The sequence below is a fragment of the Aeromicrobium panaciterrae genome (assembly GCF_039537165.1).
Classification (GTDB): Bacteria; Actinomycetota; Actinomycetes; order Propionibacteriales; family Nocardioidaceae; genus Aeromicrobium; species Aeromicrobium panaciterrae.
The window spans coordinates 2,958,780-2,982,823 of record NZ_BAAAZZ010000002.1 but is presented as its reverse complement, the minus strand read 5'-3'; the positions used below and the strand labels follow the sequence as shown (position 1 = coordinate 2,982,823).

Sequence of the window (24,044 nt, the reverse complement as noted above, 5' to 3'; positions counted from 1 at the left end):
TACGCAAGGAGGCGTCAGACCAGCGCGGCGACCTCGGCGGCGGCTCGCTCACCCGCGCGCACGGCGCCGTCCATGTAGCCCGCCCAGTATGTCGAGGTCTCGGTGCCGGCCCAGTGCACGCGGCCGAACGGTTCGCGGATCGACGACCCGTACGCCACCGTCGCGCCGGGTTGCACTGATGCCACCGGACTGCCCATGGTCCACCGTTCGTGGGTCCAGTCGAACTCGACGTACTCGATGGGGTTGAGCGCCTCGGGGCCCACGATCTTGGCGAATCCTTCTAGGACGAGCTTGCGGCGTTCGGCGAGCGGAAGCATCGCGCACTGCTGCCACGACGAGCCACCGATGAACGACAGGAGCACGCCGACCTTGGCGTCTGCCGGACAGTTGTCGAACACCGTACGGACGACGCCGTTGTCCATGACGCCGGAGCCCGAGAGCCCCTTCGCCCTCCAGAACGGGGTCGGGTAAACCGCGTCGACCTTCATCAGCGTGCCCATCGGCATGTGCTGGAGGAGCTGCAGGCGCCTCGGCGGGAGCAGCGGTGACCAGTCGATGCCCAATGCGAGCGGCGGAGGCACGGCGACGATGACTCGCTTGGCCGTGACCGTGCCGCGGTCGCTGGAGACCGTGACGGTGGTGCCGGTCTGGGTGATCTTGCGAACCGGCGCGTTGAGGGCGACCCGCGACCCGAGCAATGCCGCGACCCGTTCGGGCAGGAGTCCGGAACCGCCGACGAAGCGGGAGTCCTGGGCCGCGTTCGGCGTGCCCGAGGCCCGCTCGAACGTGCCGGGGTTGGTCTCGTTGCCGGCGGTGGCCATGTACCAGAGGAAGAACAGCATCGAGATGCCCTCGGCGTCGGTGCCGAACGCCGCCTGGAAGAACGCCTTCAGCACCTCCCGGACGTTGGGGATGATCGAGTTCTGCTGGAGCCACGAGGCGACCGTCATCGAGTCGAGCTTGACGGCGTCCTTGGCGGTCCACGGAGCGTCGACCGGGACGGCCTTGGCCATCTCGTCGATGCGCAGCTGCAGGATCGCGGCGTCGGCCAGGATCAGCGGATCAGGCGGAACAGTGCCGGTGTACTTCATCGTGCCGAGGGTCTTGGAGACGTACACGTTCTTGCCGGTGACGTACTCCTTGAACGTCCCGACGCCGAGCTCCTTGGCAAGAGCGAGCACGTGGTCCTGCGTCGGGCCGACGAAGGCGCCGCCGGACTCGATGACCGAGCCACCCGTGACCGCGTGGTTGAGCAGTCGCCCGCCGACGCGTGAGCGTGCCTCGAGGACGAGGACGCTCTTGCCCTTCGTGACGAGGTTGCGAGCTGCGACGAGCCCGGAGAGGCCGCCGCCCACCACGACGACGTCGACCGACGTGGGCAACGCGCCCGACGACGTGGCCGCCTCGGCGGTCTGGGTGAGTCCGCCGATCGCCAGCATCGTGCCGCCGGCCACCGCCCCACCCAGGAGTCCGCGTCGTGAAACGTTGTGCTCTGCCATGTGTCTCGCCTCTCGTCAGCAATGTCAACGAGAGTCGTGACCAAAGGCGACGCGGTCAGAGCGGCGGAACCGTCGGCACCGGGAGGAGCAGCTCGGCAGGTGCGCCCGCCGGGACAGCGGGATGGGCGGGAGCCACGGGCGCGACTCGTACGTACGGCTCGCCGACCGCGGGGCGCGGGTCGGGCTCGCCGCGGTTGGGCCACAGTGACATCGCACGCTCGGCCTGCGCCGTGATCGTGAGCGACGGATTGACGCCGAGGTTGGCGGTGATCGCCGAGCCGTCCGTCACGTGCAGACCCTCGTAGCCGTGCATCCGCTGGTAGGGGTCCACGACGCCCGTCTCACGGGTCGTGCCGATGACACAGCCGCCGATGAAGTGCGCCGTCAGAGGCACGCCGGCTAGCTCCCCGAATGCCGCTCCCGGATAGCCGCCGATCCTGTCGGCGATGTCCTTGGCCGACCTGTCGGCGACCGGGATGTAGGCGGGATTGGGCTCCCCTGTCCCCTGCCGGCTCGACATGCGTCGACCGAGCAGCCCGCGCTTGAGGTGGGTCGTGATCGAGTTGTCGAGGGACTGCATGACCAGGATGATCATCGACTGCTCGGCCCAGCGACGCGGGTTGTGGAGCCGGAGCGCTCCGCGTACGCCCAGCCGCCGATAGCCCCGGGCCACCGCGCGGAAACGCCCGCCGCTGCCGGGACGTTCGGGGAGCGCCATGTTCATGAGGCTCAGCAGACCCGATCCTCGGCCGTACCGCACCGGCTCGATGTGGGTCTGCCGGTCGGGATGGAACGACGAGGTGATCGCGATGCCGGGCGTGAAGTCGGCCTCACGGTCGGCCGATCGCGCCGACAGCACGGCTTCGGAGTTCGTACGGCTGAGCTCACCCAGTCTCGGGGAGAGGTCAGGCAGGGAGCGCCTGCGGAGCTTGTGCAGCAGCCGTTGGGTGTTGAGTGCGTTGCCGGCAAACACCACCTGCCCGGCCGTGAAGGACCGGCGTCGTAGCGGATTGCCTGTACGACGGGTGCGCACCCGATATCCGTCGCCGTCGGGTAGCACATCGACCACTGTGGTCAATGGGTGCACGACCGCTCCTGCACCCTCGGCCAGGTGGAGATAGTTCTTGACCAGGGTGTTCTTGGCGTTGTGGCGACAGCCCGTCATGCACGCTCCGCAGTTGATGCAGGCGTTTCGGTCGGGTCCGGCGCCGCCGAAGTACGGGTCGGCGATCTTGGCGCCGGGCTCGTCGCCGAAGAGCACCCCCACATCGGCCGCGTGGAACGTGTCCGCCACTCCGTAGTCGTCTGCGATTGCCCGCATGACGTCATCCGCGGGGGTGCGGCCCTGGTAGGTCGTGACCCCGAGCATCTTCTTGGCCTGCGCGTAGTGGGGTGCGAGCTCGGACTTCCAGTCGGCGATGTCCGCCCACTGCGGATCGGCGTAGAAGTCGTCGAGGGGTTCGTACAGCGTGTTGGCATAGACGAGGGACCCGCCACCCACGCCGGCGCCGCTGGCGATCAGCACGTCCTTGAGCAGCGTGATGCGCAGGATGCCGAAGCACCGCGCCCAGGGTGCCCACATGTAGCGCCGGACCCTCCATGACGTCTGCGGCAGCTCGTCGTCGGTGAACCGCCGGCCGGCCTCCATGACGCCAACCCGGTAACCCTTCTCGGTCAGCCGCAGTGCGGCGACGCTCCCGCCGAAGCCGGAGCCCACCACGAGGACGTCATAATCGTGACCCATGTGCCGATCGTACGACGCTTGTTGACACTCTGCCAATAGCCGACGAAACTGTCCGCATGACCGCCGCGCGTCTCCGCCTCGCCCCGTCCGAGCGGCGCCAGCAGATCCTCGAGGCAGCGCAGACCTTGTATGCCACCCGTCCATACGACGAGGTCTCCACCGCCGAGCTCGCCCAGGCCGCAGGGGTGACGCGCGGCCTCATCAACCACTACTTCGGCGACAAGCGGGAGCTGTTCCTCGCCGCCATGCGCGCGTCAGTCCTCATGCCCGAGCAAGCGCTCCCGGGGCTCGACGGAAAGCCGCTCGAAGAGCGAGCCCGCCTCACGATGTCGTGGATCCTCGACGCCGCGACGACGTACGGCGAGGCCTGGGTGAACGCCAGCGGCGCCGCCAACCTTCACGGCAGCTCCGACATCCAGGCCGTCGTCGACGAGGCCGACGACCGCGCGGCCCGTCTCGTCCTCGACGCCCTGGGTCTCCCCGACGACGCCGAGCTGCGTGCTCGCCTCCGACCAGCCGCGTCGCTCACCAAGTCCGTCTGCCGCGAGTGGCTACAACACGGTACGTTCACGCGGGACGAAGCCCTGAACCTGCTCACAGCCACCGTGCTGCTGTTCGTGACCAAGGAGACCTCATGACATCGATCGGGATCATCGGTTCCGGTTTCGGCGCCCTCGCCGTCGCCGTCGAGCTGAAACGCTCGGGCCACACCGATCTGCGGTTGTGGGAACGCGCCGACGACCTCGGCGGGGTCTGGCGCGACAACACCTACCCCGGCGCGGGCTGTGACGTGCCGTCGCCGCTCTACTCGTTCTCGTACGAGCCCAATCCCCGGTGGTCGCGACGCTACGCACTGCAGGAGGAGATCCACGCCTACATCCGCAAGGTCGCTGACAAGCACGGCATCAGTCCGCTCGTGCAATATCACCGTGAGGTCGTCGCGGCCACATGGAACGAGCGGACCTCGACCTGGACCGTGACGTTCGCGGACGACACGGCCCAGACCGTCGACATCCTGATCAGCGCGGTCGGCCAGCTCTCGCGTCCCAAGCTGCCACCGATCCCGGGCGTCGAGACGTTCACCGGCACGTCGTTCCACTCGGCGGAGTGGGACCACGACTTCGACGCCACCGGCAAGCGCGTCGCCGTCGTGGGAGCCGGTGCGAGCGCCGTGCAGTTCATCCCCAAGCTCGCCGGCGAGGCTGCACGCCTCACGGTGTTCCAGCGCTCCCCCAACTACCTGATGCCCAAGCCCGACAAGCCCTACACCGCGTTCCACCGGACGCTGTTCAGGATCGCTCCGGTGACGCAGACCGTCGAGCGCGGCGGCATCTGGACGATCATGGAGCAGTTCGCGCAGGGCCTGAAGGACGAGTCCCGCATGGGCAAGGTCAACAAGCGCATCGCGATGCGCCACCTCGACAAGCAGGTCAAGAACCCCGAGCTCAAGGCCAAGCTCACGCCCGACTACCCCATCGGCTGCAAGCGGATCCTGTTCAGCAACGAGTTCTATCCCGCGCTCGCACGGGCCAACGTCGACGTCGTGACCAGCGCGGTCACCGCCGTGACACCCGACGGCGTCATCGACGCGGAAGGAACCGAGCACAAGGTCGACGCGATCGTCTACGCCACCGGGTTCGACGCGCAGAACTTCCTCGAGTCGATCGACATCACCGGCGCCGGGGGCCAGAAGCTCGCGACCCAGTGGGCGGATGGCGCGCACGCGTACCTCGGCATGTACGTCCCCCACTTCCCCAACCTGTTCGTGACCTACGGACCCAACACCAATCTCGGCGGCGGCTCGATCATCTACATGCTCGAGGCCCAGGCCCGGCACATGCGCCAGGCACTCGACCGGTTGAAGGCGGGCGGCTACACCACGGTCGAAGTCACCGAGCAGGCCGAGGAGTCGTACGACCGCGAGATCCAGGACAAGCTCGACGTGTCGGTCTGGTCGCACTGCGACAACTGGTATCGCCACCCCTCCGGCCGCATCACCTCCAACTGGCCCGGTGCCACGTTGCCGTTCGCCAAGCGCACCAAGGTGCTCGAGCCCGATGCCTACAGCTGGTCATGACCTCCTATCCCCCGTCGCCCTGGGACCTCACGGGCCACAGCTACACCGGCGTCTGGCTGCAGCCGTTGCGCCACACGCCGGCACCGCACAACGCCTCGACCAAGGTGGTCACGATCTTCGGTCGGGCGATCGTGTGCGCGGCGTTCTTCGTGTACGAGGAGCCGAGCCCGCTGACGTACGACGAGATCATGTCGACCGTGCTGGTGCGTGACGGCTGGCGGCTCCGCGTGTCGATCACGCACATCTGGGTCAACTCCGAGGCGTCCCGCGACGGCGGACGCGAGCTGTGGGCGATCCCCAAGGACCTCGCCGAATTCGACGTCGCGCCGCACGTCTCGTATGCCGCGCAGGGCATCGGCTCGCTGAGCCTGCGCCGTGTACGACGCCTCCCGTTCCGCGTACCAGCCCGTTTCAGCTCCGCACAGGACCGCGACGGCAACCTGCTGGTCACACCGGTGGTCGGTCACATCCGCGCGGGACTCGCGACGGCGCGCTGGTCGTTCGCGGCCGACGGCCCGATCGGGTTCCTCGCCGGCCGCAAACCGCTGCTGACCCTCGCTGCAAGGCCGTTCCACCTGATCTTCGGCCGCCGCTGATTGTTAGTGTCGAGATATGCGCCGCCTCGCCCTCGTCACCCTGACCGCCCTCCTCCTCACCGGCTGCAACGGAGGCGGGTCCGACGACGACACCAAGGACGGCGGCAAGGATGCGCCGACAGCTACTGCGAGCGCGACACCGGCGCCGACTGGCCCGACGTGTGCTGACATCTGGAAGCCCGGCGCCACGCTGCCCCCCGACTACACCTCCTGCGTCCAGGACGGTGTCGAAGCACGCCAGGACGTCGAGAAATGCACCGACGGCACCGAGCTCGTCGTCTTCATGGACCAGATGTACGCCGTGACCGGTGGCAAGATCCTCGCCCCCAAGGCGCAGCCGTTCCAGGACTCCGACGAGTTCGGCAAGGTCTACACCGACTGCACCGGCGAGTAGCCCTCAACGCTCAAAAGGCTCGTCCTCGCACCTATGCATCAGGGGTCGAGATGCCCAGTACGCGGCGCGCCTTCTCGGTCAGCGCACCGCCGGCCTCGCCGCGACCGACCGCGGTGAGGAAGCCGCTCCGGCGGGCCAGCGCGACGCGGTTGGTCCAGCTGCCGGCGCTGCCGCCGAACCGTTCGACGAGTGACTTCGACGGCGTACGTACGCCGGCCTCGACCATCGACACGTACTCGAGGGCCAGCGCGGCAAGTGCCTCGTCGCCGCTGCCGAAGCGTCCGTCGTTCGCCTTGAGGATGCCGGCGAGGTTGGTGCGGGGCTCTGACGCGGCGCCGGCGTTCTTGGTGGCGATGCGTCGCGCCTCGGATATCAGGGCACCCAGCGGAAGCTCGCGTACGTCGTAGCCGCTGATGCTGGCGTCGGTGTCGGTCATGCGCAGCGTGATCTCGCGGATGTTCCACTGGCGATGGGTGCCTCGACGGTGCAGGCGCATCCCGACGCCCCAGTTGTCGGCGAGCCTCATCGCGACCAGTCGATCTCCGTCGTCTGTCGCCTCGACGGCATACGGCCTTGTCAGGTCGTCCAAGAGTTCGCCGAGCTCCATCGCAGCCCTCCGGTGATAGTTCGTTGACGATATCACCAGTCCAGCTCCACAAAAGGGGACAGATGCGCCGCTGGCGCTGCAAGCCCGTTGAGGAATAGGTTCGAGCAGTGCCCACAGCTCAAGCGCTCCTTGCCTTCGCCCTCGCCTCGCTGATCCTGATCGCCATCCCCGGTCCGAGCGTGTTGTTCGTCATCGGCCGTTCGTTGTCACTCGGCCGCCGCGGCGGCTTGTGGAGCGTGCTCGGCAATGAGCTGGGGGCGTTGATCCCGATCGCCGCCGTGGCGCTGGGCGTGGGATCCCTCGTGGCGGAGTCCGTCGCGCTGTTCACGGTGGTCAAGCTGCTCGGGGCCTCCTACCTGGCCTGGCTGGGTCTCCAAGCGATCCGCCACCGCCGGGACGGGCTGGACGAGGCGACCGCTGAAGCGCCCCGGACCGTGTCGTCCGCGGCAGTGCTGCGACAGGGTTTCATCGTCGGCGCTACCAACCCCAAGACGATCGTGTTCTTCGTTGCGGCGCTGCCTCAGTTCGTCGACTTCCACGCCGGCGCCGTGCCGCTGCAGATGATCGTGCTCGGGCTGGTGTTCACGGTCATCGCCTTCGCGTGCGATGCGCTGTGGGCGCTGGTCGCGGGCTCGGCGCGGGTGTGGTTTGAGCGGTCGCCACGGCGGCTGGCGGCGGTCCGGGGCTCAGGCGGCACCATGATGATCGGGCTCGGCGGCACGCTCCTGCTGGCTGACAACAAGGCCTGACAGCTTGCACATCCAGATCCGTTGCGGAAGCCTGCACGGCACAATCGACTCATGACCGCGGATGGCTGGACTCGTTGCGAGCTCGGCCACACCCATTGGGGCCGCGTCGGCGCCGCAGGGTTGTTGCTGGTGCACACCGACGACAGCGGCACCCCGCGCTTTCTCCTCCAGCATCGCGCTCGCATCGTCCAGAAGGGGTTGACCTGGGGCATCCCGGGAGGCGCGCTGGGTCATGGTGAGACGCCCGTCGCGGGAGCACTTCGCGAGGCGAGCGAAGAGATGCACCACGTACCAGCGGGCCTGACGCACCGCACCGTGTTCGTCGACGATCACGGCGGCTGGGCCTATCACACGGTGGTCATGGACTCGCCCGAGATGCCGGCCGTCACCGGCGGCTGGGAGACCGGTCCTGACGGCTATGTCTGGGTCACGGCTGATGTGATCGAGCGCGAGAAGAAGCTCCACCCGGGATTCGCCGGTACGTGGCCGGCCTACGCGAAGGCCTTGTCCTCCACGTGACGCAGCAGAGCCGCGCCACCATTTCACCGAGGAACCACAAAGGCCGCACATCCACGTGCGGCCTCTCGGGTGGGCGATACTGGGTTCGAACCAGTGACCTCTTCGGTGTGAACGAAGCGCGCTACCACTGCGCCAATCGCCCGGGTTGCGTCAGAAACTTTAACCTACGCCTTGACGACGCCGTACCTGGTGTCGGTGTACGTGCGGAGGTTCTTGAGGAACCTGCGGAAGGTGGCGTTCAGCACGGGCTTGCTCAGCCCGAGCGTGTGACGGGCCACCCCGGTCACCTCCATCGCCATCGTCCAGGTCAGCCTGCAGCCGGTAGGTGTCTCGACGACGTCGTAGCGCTCGGCGAATGCCTTGATCCGCTTCTCGGACGCCTCGTTGAACCGGAACGCCATCATCGTGTGCTCCTCCCAGGCGAGGAACTCCTCGGAGCCGAGCAACCCGCCGCGCATCGTGACGAGCCGCGTCGTACCCACGCCACGCGGCTCCGGGGACGTCCACTCGACATGGGTGATGACCTTCGCCCATCGGGGCCACGACTCGGCGTCCGCGAGCACTTCGAAGAGCTGCTCGGGCGTGATGTTGAGCTCGACGGAGTTGGCGAAGCGGTTGGGCGCGGAGTCGACGAAGTCGAGACCGACCCGGTCGCACGGGTGCAGGACAGCAGTCATGACCTGCACCCTAGGGGTCGATGCCCTTTGCTGACTCGCGAGCCCAGATCTCCTGCGCCTTCTGCGTGATCGGTCCGGGCGCCGCAACCTCACGGTCATCGACGTGCGAGATCGCCTGTACGTCACGGGTGGTGCCGACCAGGATCACCTCGTCGGCCTCTTGCAGCACCTCGATCGGTGCATCGCGCTCGACGACGTCAATCTCGCCGGCACACCACTCCAGCACGAGCGCACGCGTGACTCCTGCGAGCGGTCCGGCCTTCAGCGTCGGCGTGACGAGCTGGTCGCCGAGGACGTACATGATGTTGGAGCCCGTGCCCTCGCACAGCTGGCCCGCGGTATTGGGCATGACCGCCTCCGAGGCGCCGCGCGCCAATGCGTACTCGACCATCAGCGCGTTCTCTGCGTACGACGTGGTCTTCAGCCCCGCGAGAGCTCCACGCTCGTTGCGCGGCCACGCCACCGTGGCGATCTTGCTGATCGACGGCGGGCGGTCGCACGGCTCGGTGATCACCGTGTGGGTGAGCCCTGCGCTCCCCCGCGGAGAGCCCAGCGGACCGAGACCGGACGTCACCGTGAGCCGTATGCGCCCGAACGGAAGGTCCTGGCCGTCCATCGTCGCGTCGATGCCTTCACGGATCGCGCCGACGTCAGGCTTGCCGATTCCCAGGCCCCCAGCGGACCGCACGAGCCGGTCCAGATGACGTGTCAGCGCGAAGGGCTGACCGTCCTCGATCTTGATCGTCTCGAACACGCCATCCCCGACGATGATCCCGTGATCCAGTGCGCTGATCGCCAGTTCATCCGGCGATCCCAGCACCTTGCCGTTCACCCATGTCCTCATGCGGCCAAACTAGCGAACCCGGTTTGGGTTCGCCCCCGCTCATCCGCTAAAGTCTCGTGTCGCCTTCTTTTGAGGGCAGTGCGGACATAGCTCAGTGGTAGAGCATCACCTTGCCAAGGTGAGGGTCGCGAGTTCGAATCTCGTTGTCCGCTCGGAGCGGGTCTCCATACCCATCCAGCGGTGGGTTGGCCGAGAGGCGAGGCAACGGACTGCAAATCCGTGTACACGGGTTCAAATCCCGTACCCACCTCGACAAAGATTCACCAACACAACTGAATACGCACGGGCGATTGGCGCAGCGGTAGCGCGCTTCCCTGACACGGAAGAGGTCACTGGTTCAAACCCAGTATCGCCCACCACAAAGAAACTCCCTGCAACTACAGGGAGTTTCTGCGTTCCAGACGAGCGGCGATTGCGCCCTCGTGGCGTTGCGTGAAGCGTACGGGCTACACAGATTCGCCCGACGCCGGATCAGTAACGAGCCGATGACCGACGACACCAGCCGCGAGCAGCGTCCCGAGCCACATCAGTGCGTAGCCAATAGCTGATTGCCGGGTGATGAGCCACGCGTTGTCGAAGGCGAACGAGACTTCGGACGAGAATCCATCGGCCGAGTCACCGGGTCCCGTTGACATGCCGTTGATGCTGCTCGAGTCGAAATGGACGAGCAAAACGCCGACGACGAGCAGAACTCCGGCAGCAATGAGCACGTTGCGGGGAGATCGCATCACGTCAGCGTCGTACATGACCTGCCGAAACTTCAGAAGAATGGACGCTAGGCCCGCGGCTTGCGGGTTGAGCCCCAGATACCGACGCCGATCCCGACGATCGCGCCGCCCATGCCGATCACCTTCTGGGACGTCGACAGCTCCGAGTGCCGCTTGAGTCCGCCGATGAAGTCGGCGGCGTCGGCACCGCCGGAGGCGAGGAACCAGCCACGGGTGTCGCGCCCGCGCAGCGCCGCCGAGACGAGCATGCCGCCGACGAGGGCGTCGCGATAACCCATCGAGTGCAGGAGCAGGAAATGGCTGGGGTGCTCCGGCGGCTCGGTCTCCCCCCACATGCGGTTGGCGCGCAACGGAGCGACGAGGAACTGGATTCCGGAGGCGCAGCGAATGCTTCCGGCGACAAGGGCAGCGGTGTCCATTCCAGCAACGTATATGGCGAGGAGACCATGTCGTGTCGGCATCCCAGCCGATTCTCATGACAGGCCCCGAGAACAGTTCTAGATTTCCGCTATGACGATCGAAGACTCGGCGAAGACCACCAAACCCGCCAAGGGCGTGGTCAAGCGCGGAGTCGTGGCCGTGCAGGTGGAGGCCAACGAGGAGGAGGGCCTCCTCATCGACCAGCTCGGTGAACGGCTCGAGTCCCTCCAGCTGCTCCGCGGTCGCGGTGACGAGTCGTCGACCAACCAGCTGCTCGAGGCGTTCGGCAGCAGTGGCGTCATCGAGGACCAGATGCTCAAGGAGCTGAGCAGCAAGGAGCCGCTCCGCCACACCGAGCGCTTCGACGAGGCCCACCGCCAGGCGATGCGCGCGCTCGAGGTGTTCGACCGCAATGGCTCACGCCCTCCGTCGGCGCTCACCAAGGTCCCGCCACTGATCAAGCCGGTCGCCGAACGGATCGTGCAGCTCCTCATCACGTTCATCGTGCGCAGCCATCAGAAGCGGCTCGTCAAGCAGCTCCGCCAGTTGTACGCACTCCGCGAAGCCAACAGCCCGGTCGGATCCGATGACTACCAATTGCTCGCCACGGCGCGCATCCAAGTGGACGCGATCACCCCGGACCTCAACAAGTCGAGCCTCCCGCTGCCTGCCTTCCTCGTCGGCGGTGCCGCGATCTCCGGAACCCTGTCAGTCCTCGGCAAGAGCCTGACCACCGACGCCGGCCGCTTCGCATTCGCTGCAGGATTCCTCGTCGTCGGGCTCGGTCTGTTCTGGTGTGTGCTCAAGGCGGCCGGCATCGCCCGCAGTCGCGCTCGGATCGCTCTCGACGGATCGTTCAAGGCGTTGTACGAGGTCATCGGCGATGCCGGCAACCCGCCGAAGGATCAGGCCAAGTTGTTTGCCGTCATCGCATCGATCCTGTTGCTGGCCATCTGGATCGTCGTGCCGAGCATCATCGGATTCCAGGCGATCAAGACAGCGCTCTAAGCGTCGCCCTTGATCTTGGCCTCGGACTTCCAGCTGAACTCACCGTTCGGTCCGTCGATCACGACGTTCGCGATCGCGATCGCGTCCTCGCGTCCGGTGAAGAACACGTCGCAGGTGAACTTCGTGCCGATCTCCTGATTGACCTTGGCCGGGCACTCCGCCTTGATCGCGCGCCCTTCCCGCTGGGTGAGTCGACGCTCGATGTTGTCCTGTACGCCATTGGTCGACATCATCACGACCGGCTTCACGGTCTCCTTGGCCTCGGGCTTCTCTTTCTCGTCCTTGTCCTGGAGGAACCACATGACCGCGCCGGCGATGACCATGAGGGTCGCGACGATGAATGCGACGCGCGTCGCCACCTTGTACATGCCGACGATGTTAGACGGACCGCTCCTCGCGCATCTGCTCGACTGCCGCGTTGATGGCGGCACCGATCAGCACGGCGATCGACAACACGTACAACCACAGGAGCACCGCGATGGGTGCGGCGAGCGGGCCGTAGATCGAGGTGCCACCGGATGAGAAGCCCAGCGCCCACCGCACGAAGTAGCTGCCGAAGATCCACAACACCAGCGTGAACACGGCGCCGGGCAGCCCGACGAGCCATTTGCGGCGCACGGGAACGGCCAGGTGATAGAGCGTGGTGAGGAATCCGACCGACAGGATCAGCACGGCCGGCCAGTAGAAGTAGCGAAGGAAGTTCCAGCTGTCGGACAAGATGTCGGCCGCCACCTGGGGACCAGCCAGGACGAGGGGTACGAGGACGATGCCGACCATCAGCGCCACGATGTAGAGCGCGAACGACAGTGCCCGGGTCTTGACGATGCCGCGCTTGCCGCCGTGCCCGTAGAGGATCGTGATCGTGTCGATGAAGACGTTGAGCGCCCGCGAGCCGGACCACAGTGCGAGGACGAAACCGATCGAGATGACGTCGATGCGCCCGCTGCCGAGGACGTCGTCGAGCGTCGGTGCGATCACCTGGTCGACCGTGTCGGGCGTCAGCGCCTGCGACGACAGGTCGAGGATCCGGTCCTTGAGCACGTCGACCTTGTCGACATCGAACCGTTCGGCGATGAAGCCGATCGACCCTGCGAGGCCGAACACGAGCGGCGGCAGGGACAAGATGGCGAAGAATGCAGCCTCGGCGGCGAGGCCCGTCACGCGGTAGCGAAAACAGCTGCTGAAGGTGCGGGCGATGAGCTCTTTGACGAGCGTGCCGAAGGATGCAGCGCCGCCCGGTCGGTCTACCGGTTCCACCGCCATGGCTCTACCGTAGCGACATGGATCCCCTGCAGCGTGCACCACAGAACCAGGCGACCCCACTCGTCGGCTACAACGTCGCGACCAGCGACAACGCGCTCATGGAAGCCGTACGCGCGTACGGCGGAGAGCACACCGACGAGATCGTCGACGCGATCACACCGATGGGCACGCTGTCGGGTTCGGAGCAGGCCCGCGAGGCGTGGTACCTGTCCAACCAGAACGAGCCCAAGCTGCGCACCAACGACCGCTACGGCAACCGCATCGACGAGGTCGAGTTCCACCCCTCGTGGCACTGGCTGATGACGCAGGGCGTCGGCTTCGGCCTCACCGCCGAGCCGTGGACCTCGCAGAGCCCCGTCGCGCACCTCAAGCGCGCTGCAGGCTTCTTCACGTGGGGCCAGGCCGAGGGTGGCCACATGTGCCCCATCACGATGACGTACGCCGTGGTGCCTGCGTTGCGCGCCGACGACGCACTCGCCAAGCAGTGGACCACCGGGCTCGCCTCGCGCACGTACGACTTCGGGCTCCGTCCTCCCGAGGAGAAGGCGGGGCTGCTCGCCGGCATGGGCATGACCGAGAAGCAGGGCGGCTCCGACCTGCGCACCAACACCACCGTCGCCCGGCCGACCGACACCCACGGCGAATACCTGCTGACCGGCCACAAGTGGTTCACCTCGGCTCCGATGAACGACATGTTCCTGGTGCTCGCGCAGGCACCCGAGGGCGTGACCTGCTTCGTGGTCCCCCGCGTTCGACCCGACGGCACCCGCAACTCGCTGTCGATCGTGCGGCTCAAGGACAAGCTCGGCAACCGTTCCAACGCCTCGAGCGAGCTGGAGTTCAACGACACGTATGCGACCCGCCTCGGCGACGAGGGACGCGGCATCCGCACGATCATCGAGATGGTGTCGGCGACACGCATGGACTGCGTGCTGGGCTCGGCCGGACTGATGCGCAAGGCCTTGGCTGAGGCCGCCTGGCACGCCTCACAGCGTGCGGCCTTCGGTGCGACGCTCGCAGACCAGCCCGCCATGACCAACGTGCTCGCCGACCTCGCCGTCGAGACCGAGGCCGCGACATTCGTCGCGATCCGCCTCGCGTCGGCGGTCGACAAGCCCAACGACCCGCACGAGCAGGCGCTGCGCCGCATCGGCCTGGCGCTCGAGAAGTTCTGGGTCTGCAAGCGCACGCCGATGATGGTCGCGGAGGCGCTGGAGTGTCTCGGGGGCAACGGCTACGTCGAGGAGTCCGGCATGCCGCTGCTGTTTCGCGAGTCGCCGCTCAACTCGATCTGGGAGGGCAGCGGCAACGTCAACGCCCTCGACGTCCTGCGTGCCCTCGGCCGCGAGCCGGAGTCGCTCGACGCCTGGATCACCGAGATGGCGGGCGTACGTGGCGAGGACGCACGACTCGACACCGCCGTCGACGGCGTGCTGACCGAGCTCGCCGACCTGACCGACGTCGAGGTCCGGGCCCGCCGCATCGCCGCCAGCATGGCGACCTGCCTGCAGGCCGCAATCTTGATCAAGCACGGCGACCCTCGCGTCGCCGACGCGTTCTGCGCCTCCCGCCTCGCCGGCGACTGGGGCGGTACGTTCGGCACACTCCCCCGGGGTCTCGACCTCGCGGGCATCGTTGCCCGAACCACGCCACACCTGGAGTCATAGATGAGCAAGCCACTACTCGGAGCGTTGTTCTCGGCGCTCCTCACGCTCACGGCTGCCATGGCCCTGCGAGCCGCCGACGCGACGCTCGCGGTCGCCGCAGTCTCCGCGGTCGCGGTGTTGTTCACGTGGTACGCCCAGCTGCACTCCACGGACGAGCGCGGCACCCTTGGCCTGGCCAATCCCGCCTCCGCGGTCACGCTCGCCGTCGTCGGCCGTCGCCCGTGGAGCACGCTCCTTCCGGTGCTCGCCGCTCATACGATCGGCGCCGTCGTCGGTGGACTCGCAGCCCTGGCGCTCGAGGACAAGCTCGGCGACACGCTCGTGTTCACGCAGCCCGGGCTCGTCGTCACGGCGGTCGGCGCCGCTTTGGTCGGCTTGATCGGTGCCTGGGTCACCCTGAGCATCGACGGTGGGGGTCACGAGGCGTTGGGTGCCATACCCGTCATCGTGGGTGGCGCCGTGCTCCCGCTCGGTCTCATCACTGCGTTCCAGCCCGCGGCGATGGTGGGTCTCGCAACCGCCGGCCTGGTGCCGTGGGACGTCGCACTGGTGGCTGCCGGGGTCGTCCTCGCAGCGTCGGCGGCCGGCGCCTATGCCGTCACGCTGCTCGTTCCGCAGGAGTGACACGGGCCACACCAGCCCCGGTTTCACACGGGACAAGCATCTGCTTGTTTCAGAATGCGGACAGCCGTCCCACATCGTAGGACGAATGCTTGTCGTACGGCGGCTCGGTCCCGCAGACTCAACCTCATGCTTTCGGCACAGACTCTCTGGCTCGTGGGACGCATCCACGTTGACCTCGGTCGTGCCCGCAACATGATGTGTCGCTGACTACGCGCCCCTCTTTGCACTTTTTCACGGCGCGCGGCGACAACGGCCCCAGCGCCCGCCGCATGCCCTTCTCCTAGGGAATTTTCATGGCACCCGCTCCTGGCACCGACACCCCCGCTCGTCGCCCGCGCCCCAAGCGCGGCGAGGGTCAGTGGGCACTGGGCTACCGCGAGCCGCTGAACGCCAACGAGCAGTCCAAGAAGGACGACAACCCGCTCAACGTCCGCGCCCGCATCGAAAACATCTATGCGCACCGTGGCTTCGCCTCGATCGACGGCGGCGACCTGCGTGGACGCTTCCGCTGGTGGGGTCTCTACACGCAGCGAAAGGAAGGCATCGACGGCGGCAAGACCGCGACGCTCGAGCCCGAAGAGCTGGATGCCGAGCACTTCATGATGCGAGTCCGCATCGACGGCGGACAGCTCAACCTCGAGCAGCTGCGTACCGTCGCCGACATCTCGGTCGAGTACGCCCGCGACACCGCTGACCTCACCGACCGCCAGAACGTGCAGTACCACTGGATCGACGTCCGCGACGTCCCCACGATCTGGAACCGGCTGGAGGCCGTCGGCCTCTCGACCCAGGAAGCGTGCGGCGACTGCCCACGCGTCATCCTCGGCTCCCCCGTCGCCGGCATCTCCGCCGACGAGATCATCGACGGCACTTCGGCGATCGATGCCATCGAGAGCCAGTTCATCGGCGACCGCGAGTTCTCCAACCTGCCGCGCAAGTTCAAGACCGCGATCAGTGGCCACCCCGGGCACGACGTCGTTCCGCAGATCAACGACGTCGCCTTCACCGGCGCCGTGCACCCCGTTCACGGACCAGGCTTCGACCTGTGGGTCGGCGGCGGACTGTCGACCAACCCGATGCTGGCCCAGCGCGTCGGTGTCTGGGTGTCCCTCGAGGACGTTCCCGAGGTGTGGAAGGGCGTCGTCAGCATCTTCCGCGACTACGGCTACCGCCGACTCCGCGCCCGCGCACGGCTGAAGTTCCTCGTCGACGACTGGGGCATCGAGAAGTTCCGCGAGGTCCTCGAGACCGAGTACCTCGAGCGCAAGCTCGACGACCTCGACGCACCCGGTGCTCCCGAGACGCCCGCCGACCACGTCGGAGTGTTCCCGCAGCTCGACGGCAAGTTCTACGTCGGCGTCGCCGCCACCGTCGGACGCATCTCAGGCACCCTGCTCAACCAGGTCGCCGACATCGTCGAGGCACACGGCAGTGACCGCGTACGCACGACACCGATGCAGAAGCTCGTCGTCCTCGACATCGACGAGGACAAGGTCGAGTCGCTGATCACCGCACTCGACGAGATCGGCCTGCACGCGCGTCCATCGCAGTGGCGCCGCAACACGATGGCCTGCACCGGCATCGAGTACTGCAAGCTCGCGATCGTCGAGACCAAGCAGCGCGCCGCCGACCTCATCGACGAGCTCGAGCAGCGCGTACCCGAGCTCGACACCGCGATCACGGTCAACGTCAACGGCTGCCCCAACTCGTGCGCCCGCATCCAGACCGCCGACATCGGCCTCAAGGGCATGCTCGTCATGGACGAGCACGGCCAGCAGGTCGAGGGCTTCCAGGTGCACCTCGGTGGCGCTCTCGGGCTCGAGGCCGGCTTCGGCCGCAAGCTCCGCGCCCACAAGGTCACCGGCGAGCAGCTGCCGGGCTACGTCGAGAAGCTCTCGCGTACGTACCTCGAGCAGCGCGAGGACGCCGAGTCGTTCGCCCGCTGGGTGTCCCGAGTCGACGAGGAGGTGCTCCGTTGAGAGCCGTTCCTTTTCACTGCCCCTATTGCGCTGATGAGGACCTTCGTCCGCACGGCGACACCCACGGCGAGTGGGAGTGCCGCTCCTGTCTGAGGGCATTCAAGCTCAGCTTCATCGGCCAGCTCGCACACCCCGCAACAACCAACCCTGCATCACCCGGAAGGAGGCACACATCATGACCGCACCAGCACTCATTGCTCTTGCGCACGGCAGCCGCGACCCGCGTTCTGCCGCCACCATCAACGCCCTCACGGAGCTGGTCGCATGCATGCGTCCCGACCTCCGGGTGGAGACGGCGTTCCTCGACCTGGCGGAGCCGAGCTTCGACCAGGCCGTCGACCGCCTGGTCGCCGAAGGACACCAGGAGATCGTCGTCGTACCGCTGCTGCTGAGCGAGGCCTACCACGCACGGGTCGACGTACCCGCTGCGATCGAGGCGGCGGTCAAGCGTCACGACGGCATCCAGGTGCACGCGACGCGTGTGCTCGGCATGGAGTCGGCGTTCTTCAACGTGCTCGACAAGCGACTGCGTGAGGCCCTGTCCAAGAACCGTGTACGCGAGCTCGACGCCCTCGTGCTCGCCGGCGCTGGCTCGTCCGACCCGATCGCCAACGCGGCGATCTCACGGGCTGCCCGCGCCTGGGGCGCTCACCACAAGCTGCCGACGATCGCCGCGTTCGCGTCGAGCGTCCCGCCGGCCGCCGGTGAAGCCGTACGCCAGCACCGTGCCGACGGTCGCCGTCACATCGCGGTCGGCATGCTCTTCCTCGCACCGGGTGTCCTGCCCGACCGCGTCGCGGAGCTTGCCCTCGAGGCCGGAGCCGTGGCGGTCGCCGAGCCGCTGGGTGCCGACGTCGAGGTGGCCCGGGTCATCCTGGCCCGCTACGCGGTGGGCGCCGTCGACCTCGTCCCCCTGGACGCACTGTTCGCCTGAGCTGAGGCCGCCTGCGGCCGAACGTGAAGGCGCGCCAGCGAAGCGTGGGCGTCACGCGGCGAAGCCGCCGATCTGCGAGGCGTGGTGAGGTGTGCTCCCAACCCTGGGAGCGCACCTCGGCCACACTGGCGAGCGGCAGTCACGTACCGGCGAGGCGGGCCTTCTCGGTGGCGACGTCGAAGTCGGCCGCAGGCCACTCGAGGTTGAGACCGCGCAGCTTCTCGGCGAGGAGCGCCGCGACCGCCCAGTTGCGGTACCACTTGCGACCGCTCGGGATCAGGTGCCACGGCGCCCACTCGGTGCTGCAGCGCTCGAGTGCGATCTCGTACGCGCGCTGGTAGTCGTCCCAGAGCATCCGCTCGTCGATGTCACCAGGGTTGTACTTCCAGTGCTTCGTCGGATCGTCGAGCCGGGCGGCGAGGCGCTCCTTCTGGTCGTCGGACGTGATGTGCAGGAAGCACTTGATCAGCACGCCGCCGGAGTCGGTGAACCTCTTCTCGAACGCGTTGATCGCGTCGTAGCGCCGCTCGAGCTCCGCCGGCTCGGCGAGCTGGCGTACGCGTGCGATCAACACGTCCTCGTACTGCGACCGGTCGAAAACCCCGATCTTGCCTGGAGCAGGAAGGCGCTGCTCGATGCGCCAGAGGAAGTCCTGCTCGAGCTCCTCCGGTGTGGGCTTCTTGAACGAATAGATCGACAGACCCTGCGGATCGACGAGGCCCGCGGCGTGACGGATGATCCCGCCCTTGCCGGAGGTGTCCATCCCCTGGAGCAGCAGGAGCACCCGGGAGCTGCCGGTCTCGGCCTGCCCGTTCGCAAACAGGCGTTCCTGCTGCTCGCTGAGATCCTCAGCCAGCAGCGTCATCGACTTCGCGGAGTCGTCCTTGTCGCCATCGAATCCGGTCGTGGCGCGGGAGTCGTGATCGGCGAGCTTGATCGGCCCGCTCACGGTGAGATGTTCGCTCAGGGACTTGGCCATGATCGGAGTATGACTCAGCCATGCATACGATGCATGAATGATTCCGGAGCAGGCTGAGCTGGAGAAGCTGTACGCCTATCCCGCGGGCGAGACCGCCTGGGTCCGGAGCAACTTCGTCTCGACGCTCGACGGTGCCGCGTACGACGAGAGCGGCATGTCGGGGTCACTCGGCGGCGACGTCGACACCCGCGTGTTCGCCCTCCTGCGGTCGCTGGCCGACGTCATCGTGGTCGGCGTCGGCACCGCGCGTACGGAGGGCTACGAACCCGTACGCGCCGAGGACGTCGACGCCGACCTGCGCGAACGCCTCGGGCTCGCACCAGTGCCGCCCATCGCCGTCGTCAGCAGACGGCTCGACATCCCCGACGTGCTCCGCTCCGGCGGCCAGCTGCTCATCACGACGTCGGATGCTCCGGGCCTCGACACCCTGAGCGGTGACATGGACGTGCTGGCGTACGGCGAAGGCGTCATCGACTGGCCCGCCGTGCTGGCCGAGCTGGCGCGGCGCGGGCTCCGCCGGGTGCTCTGCGAAGGTGGACCGACGCTGCACGGCACTCTCGTCGGCCACGACCTCATCGACGACCTCTGCCTCACGATCGCGCCGGTGCTCGCCGCCGGCGCCGCGCCGCGCATCGCGCACGGGCCCGAAGCCGTCACGACCCACATGCAACGCGCCCACGTGATCGACGCCGACGGCGTGCTGCTCACCCGTTGGGTACGCTCGCACCATGTATGACGTCGCACTACTGATCGAACGCCAGCTCAACGAGCTCGATGCCGACCAGATCATCGCCCTGCACGAAGGGCTCGACGACACCGTCAACTACCACCTGCTCCTCCCCGTCGAGCCGTCGTCGGCACTGCTCGCCTCGTCGATGGGTGCGTTCGGCGGGCAGATGATCCCGATGACCGAGCCCGAAGCCCTCGAGGACGTGCAGGACGAGATCGTGAAGGCTGGCCAGTCCGAGCTCGACGCCAGTGCGGCCCTGCTGACGGCACGAGGTGCTGAGGTCTCGGCACAGCTGACCGAGGACGACCCCATCGACGCACTGATCGCGATGGTCAAGGACACCGGATCAGACGAGGCGATCATCCTGACCGAGCCACACATCGTGAAGGAGTTCCTCCAGATCGACTGGACCTCACGCGCCCAGCGCAAGCTGGAGATCCCGAGCATCCACCTGCTCGAGCACGTCCCCTTCGATGCTCAACGCTGATCGTCACGGATTCGTCACCCCTGCAGCGTGGGCAGCGACGTACGCTTGAGGCATGGCTTACGACGTTGAGAAGACCGAAGAAGAGTGGAAGGCCGAGCTGAGTCCGGCCGAGTACGACGTCCTGCGCAAGGCCGGCACCGAACGGCCGTTCAGCTCCCCGTTCGAGACCGATCCGACGGTCGGTGTCTACTCATGTCGCGCGTGCAGCGCCGAGCTGTTCCGCAGCGACACCAAGTTCGACGCGCACTGCGGGTGGCCGGCGTTCTACGAGCCGCTCGCGGAGGATCGCGTCGAATACATCGAGGACCGCTCGATCCCGGGTCACGCCCGTACGGAAGTACGGTGCGCGCGTTGTGGCTCGCATCTCGGCCACGTGTTCAAGGGCGAGGGCTTCGGCACGCCCACGGACGAGCGCTTCTGCATCAACGGCATCGCGCTGACCCTGGAGCCGGCTTCCAGCTAGGGCCAGAGGGTCACGAGCTCGCTGACCGTGTGGGCCTGGCCGGTGTAGAACGGGATCTCCACGCGCACGTGGCGGCGTGCCTCGGTGGCACGCAGCTCACGCATCAGGTCGACGATGCGGTGCAGCTCATCGGCCTCGAACGCCAGGATCCATTCGTAGTCGCCGAGCGCGAACGACGCCACGGTGTTGGCGCGTACGTCGGGATAGTCGCGCGCCGCCATGCCGTGCTCCTTGAGGATGTCGCGCCGCTCCTGGTCGGGCAGGAGGTACCAGTCGTACGACCGCACGAACGGGTAGACGCAGACGAACGGATGCGTCTCCTCTTCGGCCATGAACGCCGGGATGTGCGAGCGGTTGAACTCCGCGGGACGGTGCAGCGCCATCTGCGACCAGACCGGAGTCATCCGCGAGCCGAGAGCCGTACGACGGAAGGCGTTGTAGGCCGCCTGCAGCGCCTCACTGGTCGGTGAGTGCCACCAGATCATCAGGTCGGCATCGGCGCGGAGGCCGCTGACGTCGTACGTGCCGCGCACCACGACGTCGTCGGCGGCGAGCTTGGCGATGAGTGCCTCGACCTCGGCCGCCTCGGCCTGCCGGTCGGCGTCCCCGAGGACGCGCTCGAGCTTGAACACGGACCACATCGTGTAGCGGATCGTGTCGTTGATCTCCTTGGCGAGCTTGCCTTTGTTGGGGACGGTGTTCATGCGTCCATTGTCCCATCGAGCAGTCGTCGCGCAGCAGCCCACCCGGAGGCGATCACGGCGGGGATGCCGACACCGCGATAGGCGGCGCCACAGACCTCCAGACCCGACACTGTGGCGATGTCGCGCTCGATCGTGTCGATGCGGTCGAGGTGGCCCACTGCGTACTGCGGGAGTCCCCCGCCCCAGCGCTGCACGAGCGAGTCGATCGGCTCCGGCAGGGCGCCGAAGGCACTGCGCAGATCAGCCAAGGCCCGTGCGGTCAGGTCGGTGTCGTTGGTCTGCAGCAACGTCGCTTCGCCGGCACGGCCCACCGAGGCGCGGATGACCGTACGCCCGGTGTCACGGACCCAGCCCCACTTGTTGGACGACACGGTGGCGGCCTTGATGAACGTGCCGTCGACGGGCGGCACGAGGAATCCCGAACCGTCGAACGACGGGCCGTCGTCGAAGACGTAGGTGACGATCGCGACGCTCGCGTAGTCGATGGCGGCGAGGGCGAACGCCGCGTCAGGGGCAGCTTCGGAAAGCAGCCGAGCAGCAGCAGGTGCCGGGGCGGCGACGACCACGGCGTCGACGTCGACCGACTCGACATCCGTTGTCAGCCCGACCGAGAGCCGCCAGGCGTCGCCCATCCGGGCAATCTCTCGTACGGTCGCGTCGAGGCGCACCTCGATTCCGTCAGCGACGGCACCGGGGAGCCGGCCCACGCCGCCGACCAGACCGGCGAACACCGGGCCGGACGCCGTGGCCCCGGCACGTGCCGTGGTCGCGGCCGTCAGCAGGTCCGACCCGAGCGCGGCGATCTGCGGTGCCGTCGCCTGCAGCGAGAGCTGGTCGGCGTGACCCGCGTAGACCCCGCCGAGCAATGGCTCGACGAGGCGGTCGACCACGTCGGCACCGAGGCGAGCCGACACGAACTCGGCGACGGAGACATCGCCGTCGGGCACGTCGACGACATGAGGATCCACCACGGCGATCCCGTTGAGGTCATTGCTCGCAGGAATGCCCATGACCGTGGGTGGCATCGGGCGGAGCGAGCCGTGGGTCCAGATCGCGGCGTCAGTCGTACGCGGGTTGACCACGCGATCGTCGAGACCCACCGCGTGCATGAGGTCGAGGCCTTCAGGACGTCGGGCCAGGATCGACTCCGCGCCGAGGTCGAGCGTCAGCCCGCCGACCTCACCGAGCAGCAGCTTGCCGCCGATGCGGCTCGATCCCTCGAGCACGAGGACATCGGCACCCCCGGTCGACAGCTCGTGGGCCGCGGCGAGCCCGGCCATGCCGCCACCGACAACCGCTACGCGCATCAGGCCCGAGGCTCGTAGCCGTGCACGAAGTCGACGAGCCTCGTGAGCGCGTCGGGATCCATCGCCGGCGTCACGCCGTGCCCGAGGTTGAAGATGTGGCCCTCCGCGGCACGGCCGGCCTCAATGACCTCCGCAGCCCTGGCATGCAGGAACTCGGTCGGCGCAAACACTGCGGCCGGGTCGAGATTGCCCTGGACCGCCTTGCCCGGCCCGATCCGGCGTACGGCCTCGTCGAGCGGCACCCGCCAGTCCACACCGACGACATCGGCCCCGGCCTCGCCCATCGCGTGCAGCAGCTCGCCGGTGCCGACGCCGAAGTGGATGCGCGGTACGTCGAGATCGGCCACCGCGGCGAGCACCGCGGCCGAGTGCGACTTGGCGTAGGTCTCGTAGTCGGCGAGCGACAGCGCGCCGGCCCACGAGTCGAACAGCTGGATCGCCGACGCACCTGCCTCGACCTGGAGCCGCAGGAACTGTCCGGCGATCGCCGCGATGCGGCTGAGCAGGGCGTGCCACAGATCGGGGTCGGAGTACATCAGCTGCTTGGTCTTGCGATGATCCTTCGACGGGCCACCCTCGACGAGGTACGAGGCCAGCGTGAACGGCGCGCCGGCGAAGCCGATCAGCGGAGTCGAGCCGAGCTCGCCGACCAGCGCCTTTACGGCATCTGTGATCGTGCTGACGTCATCGGGCTCGAGGTCGCGGAGCTGATCGAGCTGACCGGTCGAGCGGATCGGCTCAGCGACGACCGGGCCCGTACCCGGCACGATGTCGAGGTCGACGCCGATCGCCTTGAGCGGCACGACGATGTCGGAGTAGAAGACCGCTGCGTCGACGCCGTAGCGGCGTACGGGCTGCATCGTGATCTCGACGACCATGTCGGTGCGGAAGCACGACTCGAGCATCGGGACGCCCTCGCGGAGGGCGAGGTACTCAGGAAGTGCGCGGCCCGCCTGGCGCATGAACCACACCGGCGTGTGGTCGGGACGTTCTCGACGGCACGCCTGGAGAAACGCGCTGTCGGTCAAAGTAGTGGTCACGCACC

The 24,044-nt window shown here is 67.5% G+C and carries 27 protein-coding genes and 4 tRNA genes; 17 read left to right on the top strand and 14 right to left on the bottom strand.

Annotated features, from left to right (window positions below):
- Positions 1-14: 14 nt before the first annotated feature.
- Complete coding sequence (locus ABD683_RS15560; protein ID WP_344770982.1) at positions 15-1,499, bottom strand: flavin monoamine oxidase family protein; 1,485 nt, start codon at positions 1,497-1,499, stop codon at positions 15-17.
- Positions 1,500-1,554: 55 nt separating this feature from the next.
- Positions 1,555-3,243 carry an FAD-dependent oxidoreductase gene (locus tag ABD683_RS15555; protein ID WP_344770981.1) on the bottom strand — a complete coding sequence of 563 codons (1,689 nt, stop codon included), beginning with the start codon at positions 3,241-3,243 and terminating at the stop codon, positions 1,555-1,557.
- Positions 3,244-3,299: 56 nt separating this feature from the next.
- On the opposite strand from ABD683_RS15555, the gene ABD683_RS15550 reads away from it, so the two are divergent.
- From ABD683_RS15550 to ABD683_RS15535, 4 genes are read left to right on the top strand one after another with little or no spacing between them, the layout of a single operon-like run.
- Entirely contained in the window at positions 3,300-3,881 is a 582-nt protein-coding gene (locus tag ABD683_RS15550) for a TetR/AcrR family transcriptional regulator (protein ID WP_344770980.1), read from the top strand.
- Positions 3,878-5,320 carry a flavin-containing monooxygenase gene (locus ABD683_RS15545; protein ID WP_344770979.1) on the top strand — a complete coding sequence of 481 codons (1,443 nt, stop codon included), beginning with the start codon at positions 3,878-3,880 and terminating at the stop codon, positions 5,318-5,320. Before ABD683_RS15550 ends, ABD683_RS15545 begins: the two co-directional genes overlap by 4 nt.
- Positions 5,317-5,916 (top strand): acetoacetate decarboxylase family protein, encoded by a 600-nt coding sequence (locus ABD683_RS15540; RefSeq protein WP_344770977.1) that lies wholly within the window; start codon positions 5,317-5,319, stop codon positions 5,914-5,916. The genes ABD683_RS15545 and ABD683_RS15540 overlap by 4 nt, the downstream gene beginning before the upstream one ends.
- 16 nt (positions 5,917-5,932) lie before the next feature.
- Entirely contained in the window at positions 5,933-6,310 is a 378-nt protein-coding gene (locus ABD683_RS15535) for a hypothetical protein (protein WP_344770976.1), read from the top strand.
- 31 nt (positions 6,311-6,341) lie between these two features.
- Here the strand turns inward: ABD683_RS15535 and ABD683_RS15530 are convergent, their stop codons facing one another.
- Entirely contained in the window at positions 6,342-6,917 is a 576-nt protein-coding gene (locus ABD683_RS15530) for a hypothetical protein (protein ID WP_344770975.1), read from the bottom strand.
- Positions 6,918-7,024: 107 nt separating this feature from the next.
- Here ABD683_RS15530 and ABD683_RS15525 point away from each other — a divergent pair, with 107 nt between their 5' ends.
- Positions 7,025-7,666, top strand: coding sequence for a LysE family translocator (locus ABD683_RS15525; RefSeq protein ID WP_344770974.1), 642 nt, complete (start codon positions 7,025-7,027; stop codon positions 7,664-7,666).
- A 51-nt stretch (positions 7,667-7,717) separates the two neighbouring features.
- Entirely contained in the window at positions 7,718-8,185 is a 468-nt protein-coding gene (locus tag ABD683_RS15520) for an NUDIX domain-containing protein (RefSeq protein WP_344770973.1), read from the top strand.
- Positions 8,186-8,255: 70 nt separating this feature from the next.
- Here the strand turns inward: ABD683_RS15520 and ABD683_RS15515 are convergent.
- The 3 genes from ABD683_RS15515 to ABD683_RS15505 form a co-directional block, all read right to left on the bottom strand.
- Positions 8,256-8,327: transfer RNA gene (locus tag ABD683_RS15515), tRNA-Val, on the bottom strand.
- A 22-nt stretch (positions 8,328-8,349) separates the two neighbouring features.
- Complete coding sequence (locus ABD683_RS15510) at positions 8,350-8,862, bottom strand: SRPBCC family protein (RefSeq protein ID WP_344770972.1); 513 nt, start codon at positions 8,860-8,862, stop codon at positions 8,350-8,352.
- Positions 8,863-8,872: 10 nt separating this feature from the next.
- Complete coding sequence (locus ABD683_RS15505) at positions 8,873-9,706, bottom strand: aminotransferase class IV (RefSeq protein WP_344770971.1); 834 nt, start codon at positions 9,704-9,706, stop codon at positions 8,873-8,875.
- Between the two features lie 80 nt (positions 9,707-9,786).
- Between ABD683_RS15505 and ABD683_RS15500 the strand changes: the two genes are divergently transcribed.
- The 3 genes from ABD683_RS15500 to ABD683_RS15490 all read left to right on the top strand — a co-directional run bounded on the left by ABD683_RS15500 (position 9,787) and on the right by ABD683_RS15490 (position 10,065).
- A tRNA-Gly gene (locus tag ABD683_RS15500) sits at positions 9,787-9,858 on the top strand.
- Positions 9,859-9,885: 27 nt separating this feature from the next.
- Positions 9,886-9,956, top strand: a tRNA-Cys gene (locus ABD683_RS15495).
- A 34-nt stretch (positions 9,957-9,990) separates the two neighbouring features.
- A tRNA-Val gene (locus tag ABD683_RS15490) sits at positions 9,991-10,065 on the top strand.
- An 87-nt stretch (positions 10,066-10,152) separates the two neighbouring features.
- On the opposite strand, the gene ABD683_RS15485 is transcribed toward ABD683_RS15490, so the two are convergent.
- Both ABD683_RS15485 and ABD683_RS15480 read right to left on the bottom strand, forming a co-directional pair.
- Positions 10,153-10,434: a hypothetical protein gene (locus ABD683_RS15485; protein ID WP_344770970.1), complete on the bottom strand. Its 282-nt coding sequence runs from the start codon at positions 10,432-10,434 to the stop codon at positions 10,153-10,155.
- 47 nt (positions 10,435-10,481) lie between these two features.
- Complete coding sequence (locus tag ABD683_RS15480) at positions 10,482-10,853, bottom strand: DUF4267 domain-containing protein (protein WP_344770969.1); 372 nt, start codon at positions 10,851-10,853, stop codon at positions 10,482-10,484.
- A gap of 91 nt (positions 10,854-10,944) precedes the next feature.
- On the opposite strand from ABD683_RS15480, the gene ABD683_RS15475 reads away from it, so the two are divergent.
- Positions 10,945-11,862, top strand: a complete 918-nt coding sequence (locus ABD683_RS15475; protein WP_344770968.1) for a hypothetical protein — start codon at positions 10,945-10,947, stop codon at positions 11,860-11,862.
- On the opposite strand, the gene ABD683_RS15470 is transcribed toward ABD683_RS15475, so the two are convergent.
- Complete coding sequence (locus tag ABD683_RS15470) at positions 11,859-12,230, bottom strand: hypothetical protein (protein ID WP_344770967.1); 372 nt, start codon at positions 12,228-12,230, stop codon at positions 11,859-11,861. The genes ABD683_RS15475 and ABD683_RS15470 overlap by 4 nt on opposite strands.
- A gap of 10 nt (positions 12,231-12,240) precedes the next feature.
- Positions 12,241-13,125, bottom strand: coding sequence for a YihY/virulence factor BrkB family protein (locus tag ABD683_RS15465; protein ID WP_344770966.1), 885 nt, complete (start codon positions 13,123-13,125; stop codon positions 12,241-12,243).
- 17 nt (positions 13,126-13,142) lie between these two features.
- On the opposite strand from ABD683_RS15465, the gene ABD683_RS15460 reads away from it, so the two are divergent.
- The 4 genes from ABD683_RS15460 to ABD683_RS15445 all read left to right on the top strand — a co-directional run bounded on the left by ABD683_RS15460 (position 13,143) and on the right by ABD683_RS15445 (position 18,329).
- Positions 13,143-14,792: an acyl-CoA dehydrogenase family protein gene (locus ABD683_RS15460; protein ID WP_344770965.1), complete on the top strand. Its 1,650-nt coding sequence runs from the start codon at positions 13,143-13,145 to the stop codon at positions 14,790-14,792.
- Entirely contained in the window at positions 14,793-15,416 is a 624-nt protein-coding gene (locus ABD683_RS15455) for a hypothetical protein (RefSeq protein WP_344770964.1), read from the top strand.
- A 293-nt stretch (positions 15,417-15,709) separates the two neighbouring features.
- On the top strand, positions 15,710-17,395 hold the full coding sequence (locus ABD683_RS15450) for a nitrite/sulfite reductase (protein WP_344770963.1): 1,686 nt from the start codon (positions 15,710-15,712) through the stop codon (positions 17,393-17,395).
- A gap of 175 nt (positions 17,396-17,570) precedes the next feature.
- On the top strand, positions 17,571-18,329 hold the full coding sequence (locus ABD683_RS15445) for a sirohydrochlorin chelatase (RefSeq protein WP_344770962.1): 759 nt from the start codon (positions 17,571-17,573) through the stop codon (positions 18,327-18,329).
- 139 nt (positions 18,330-18,468) lie between these two features.
- Here the strand turns inward: ABD683_RS15445 and ABD683_RS15440 are convergent, their stop codons facing one another.
- The gene (locus tag ABD683_RS15440; protein ID WP_344770961.1) at positions 18,469-19,308 is read right to left on the bottom strand and encodes a PPK2 family polyphosphate kinase; all 840 of its coding nucleotides are present in this window, start codon (positions 19,306-19,308) and stop codon (positions 18,469-18,471) included.
- Positions 19,309-19,345: 37 nt separating this feature from the next.
- On the opposite strand from ABD683_RS15440, the gene ABD683_RS15435 reads away from it, so the two are divergent.
- The 3 genes from ABD683_RS15435 to msrB are packed head-to-tail and all read left to right on the top strand — an operon-like array spanning position 19,346 to position 20,988.
- Entirely contained in the window at positions 19,346-20,044 is a 699-nt protein-coding gene (locus tag ABD683_RS15435) for a pyrimidine reductase family protein (RefSeq protein ID WP_344770960.1), read from the top strand.
- Positions 20,037-20,525, top strand: a complete 489-nt coding sequence (locus ABD683_RS15430) for a hypothetical protein (protein ID WP_344770959.1) — start codon at positions 20,037-20,039, stop codon at positions 20,523-20,525. Before ABD683_RS15435 ends, ABD683_RS15430 begins: the two co-directional genes overlap by 8 nt.
- A 52-nt stretch (positions 20,526-20,577) precedes the next feature.
- Positions 20,578-20,988, top strand: a complete 411-nt coding sequence (gene msrB, locus ABD683_RS15425; RefSeq protein WP_344770958.1) for a peptide-methionine (R)-S-oxide reductase MsrB — start codon at positions 20,578-20,580, stop codon at positions 20,986-20,988.
- Here msrB and hemQ read toward each other — a convergent pair.
- The 3 genes from hemQ to hemE are packed head-to-tail and all read right to left on the bottom strand — an operon-like array spanning position 20,985 to position 24,039.
- Positions 20,985-21,692 carry a hydrogen peroxide-dependent heme synthase gene (gene hemQ, locus ABD683_RS15420; protein WP_344770957.1) on the bottom strand — a complete coding sequence of 236 codons (708 nt, stop codon included), beginning with the start codon at positions 21,690-21,692 and terminating at the stop codon, positions 20,985-20,987. The genes msrB and hemQ overlap by 4 nt on opposite strands.
- Positions 21,689-22,999, bottom strand: coding sequence for a protoporphyrinogen oxidase (gene hemG, locus ABD683_RS15415; RefSeq protein WP_344770956.1), 1,311 nt, complete (start codon positions 22,997-22,999; stop codon positions 21,689-21,691). The genes hemQ and hemG overlap by 4 nt, the downstream gene beginning before the upstream one ends.
- A complete protein-coding gene (hemE, locus tag ABD683_RS15410; protein ID WP_344770955.1) occupies positions 22,999-24,039 on the bottom strand; it encodes a uroporphyrinogen decarboxylase in 1,041 nt (346 codons plus the stop codon). Before hemE ends, hemG begins: the two co-directional genes overlap by 1 nt.
- Between the last annotated feature and the right edge of the window lie 5 nt (positions 24,040-24,044).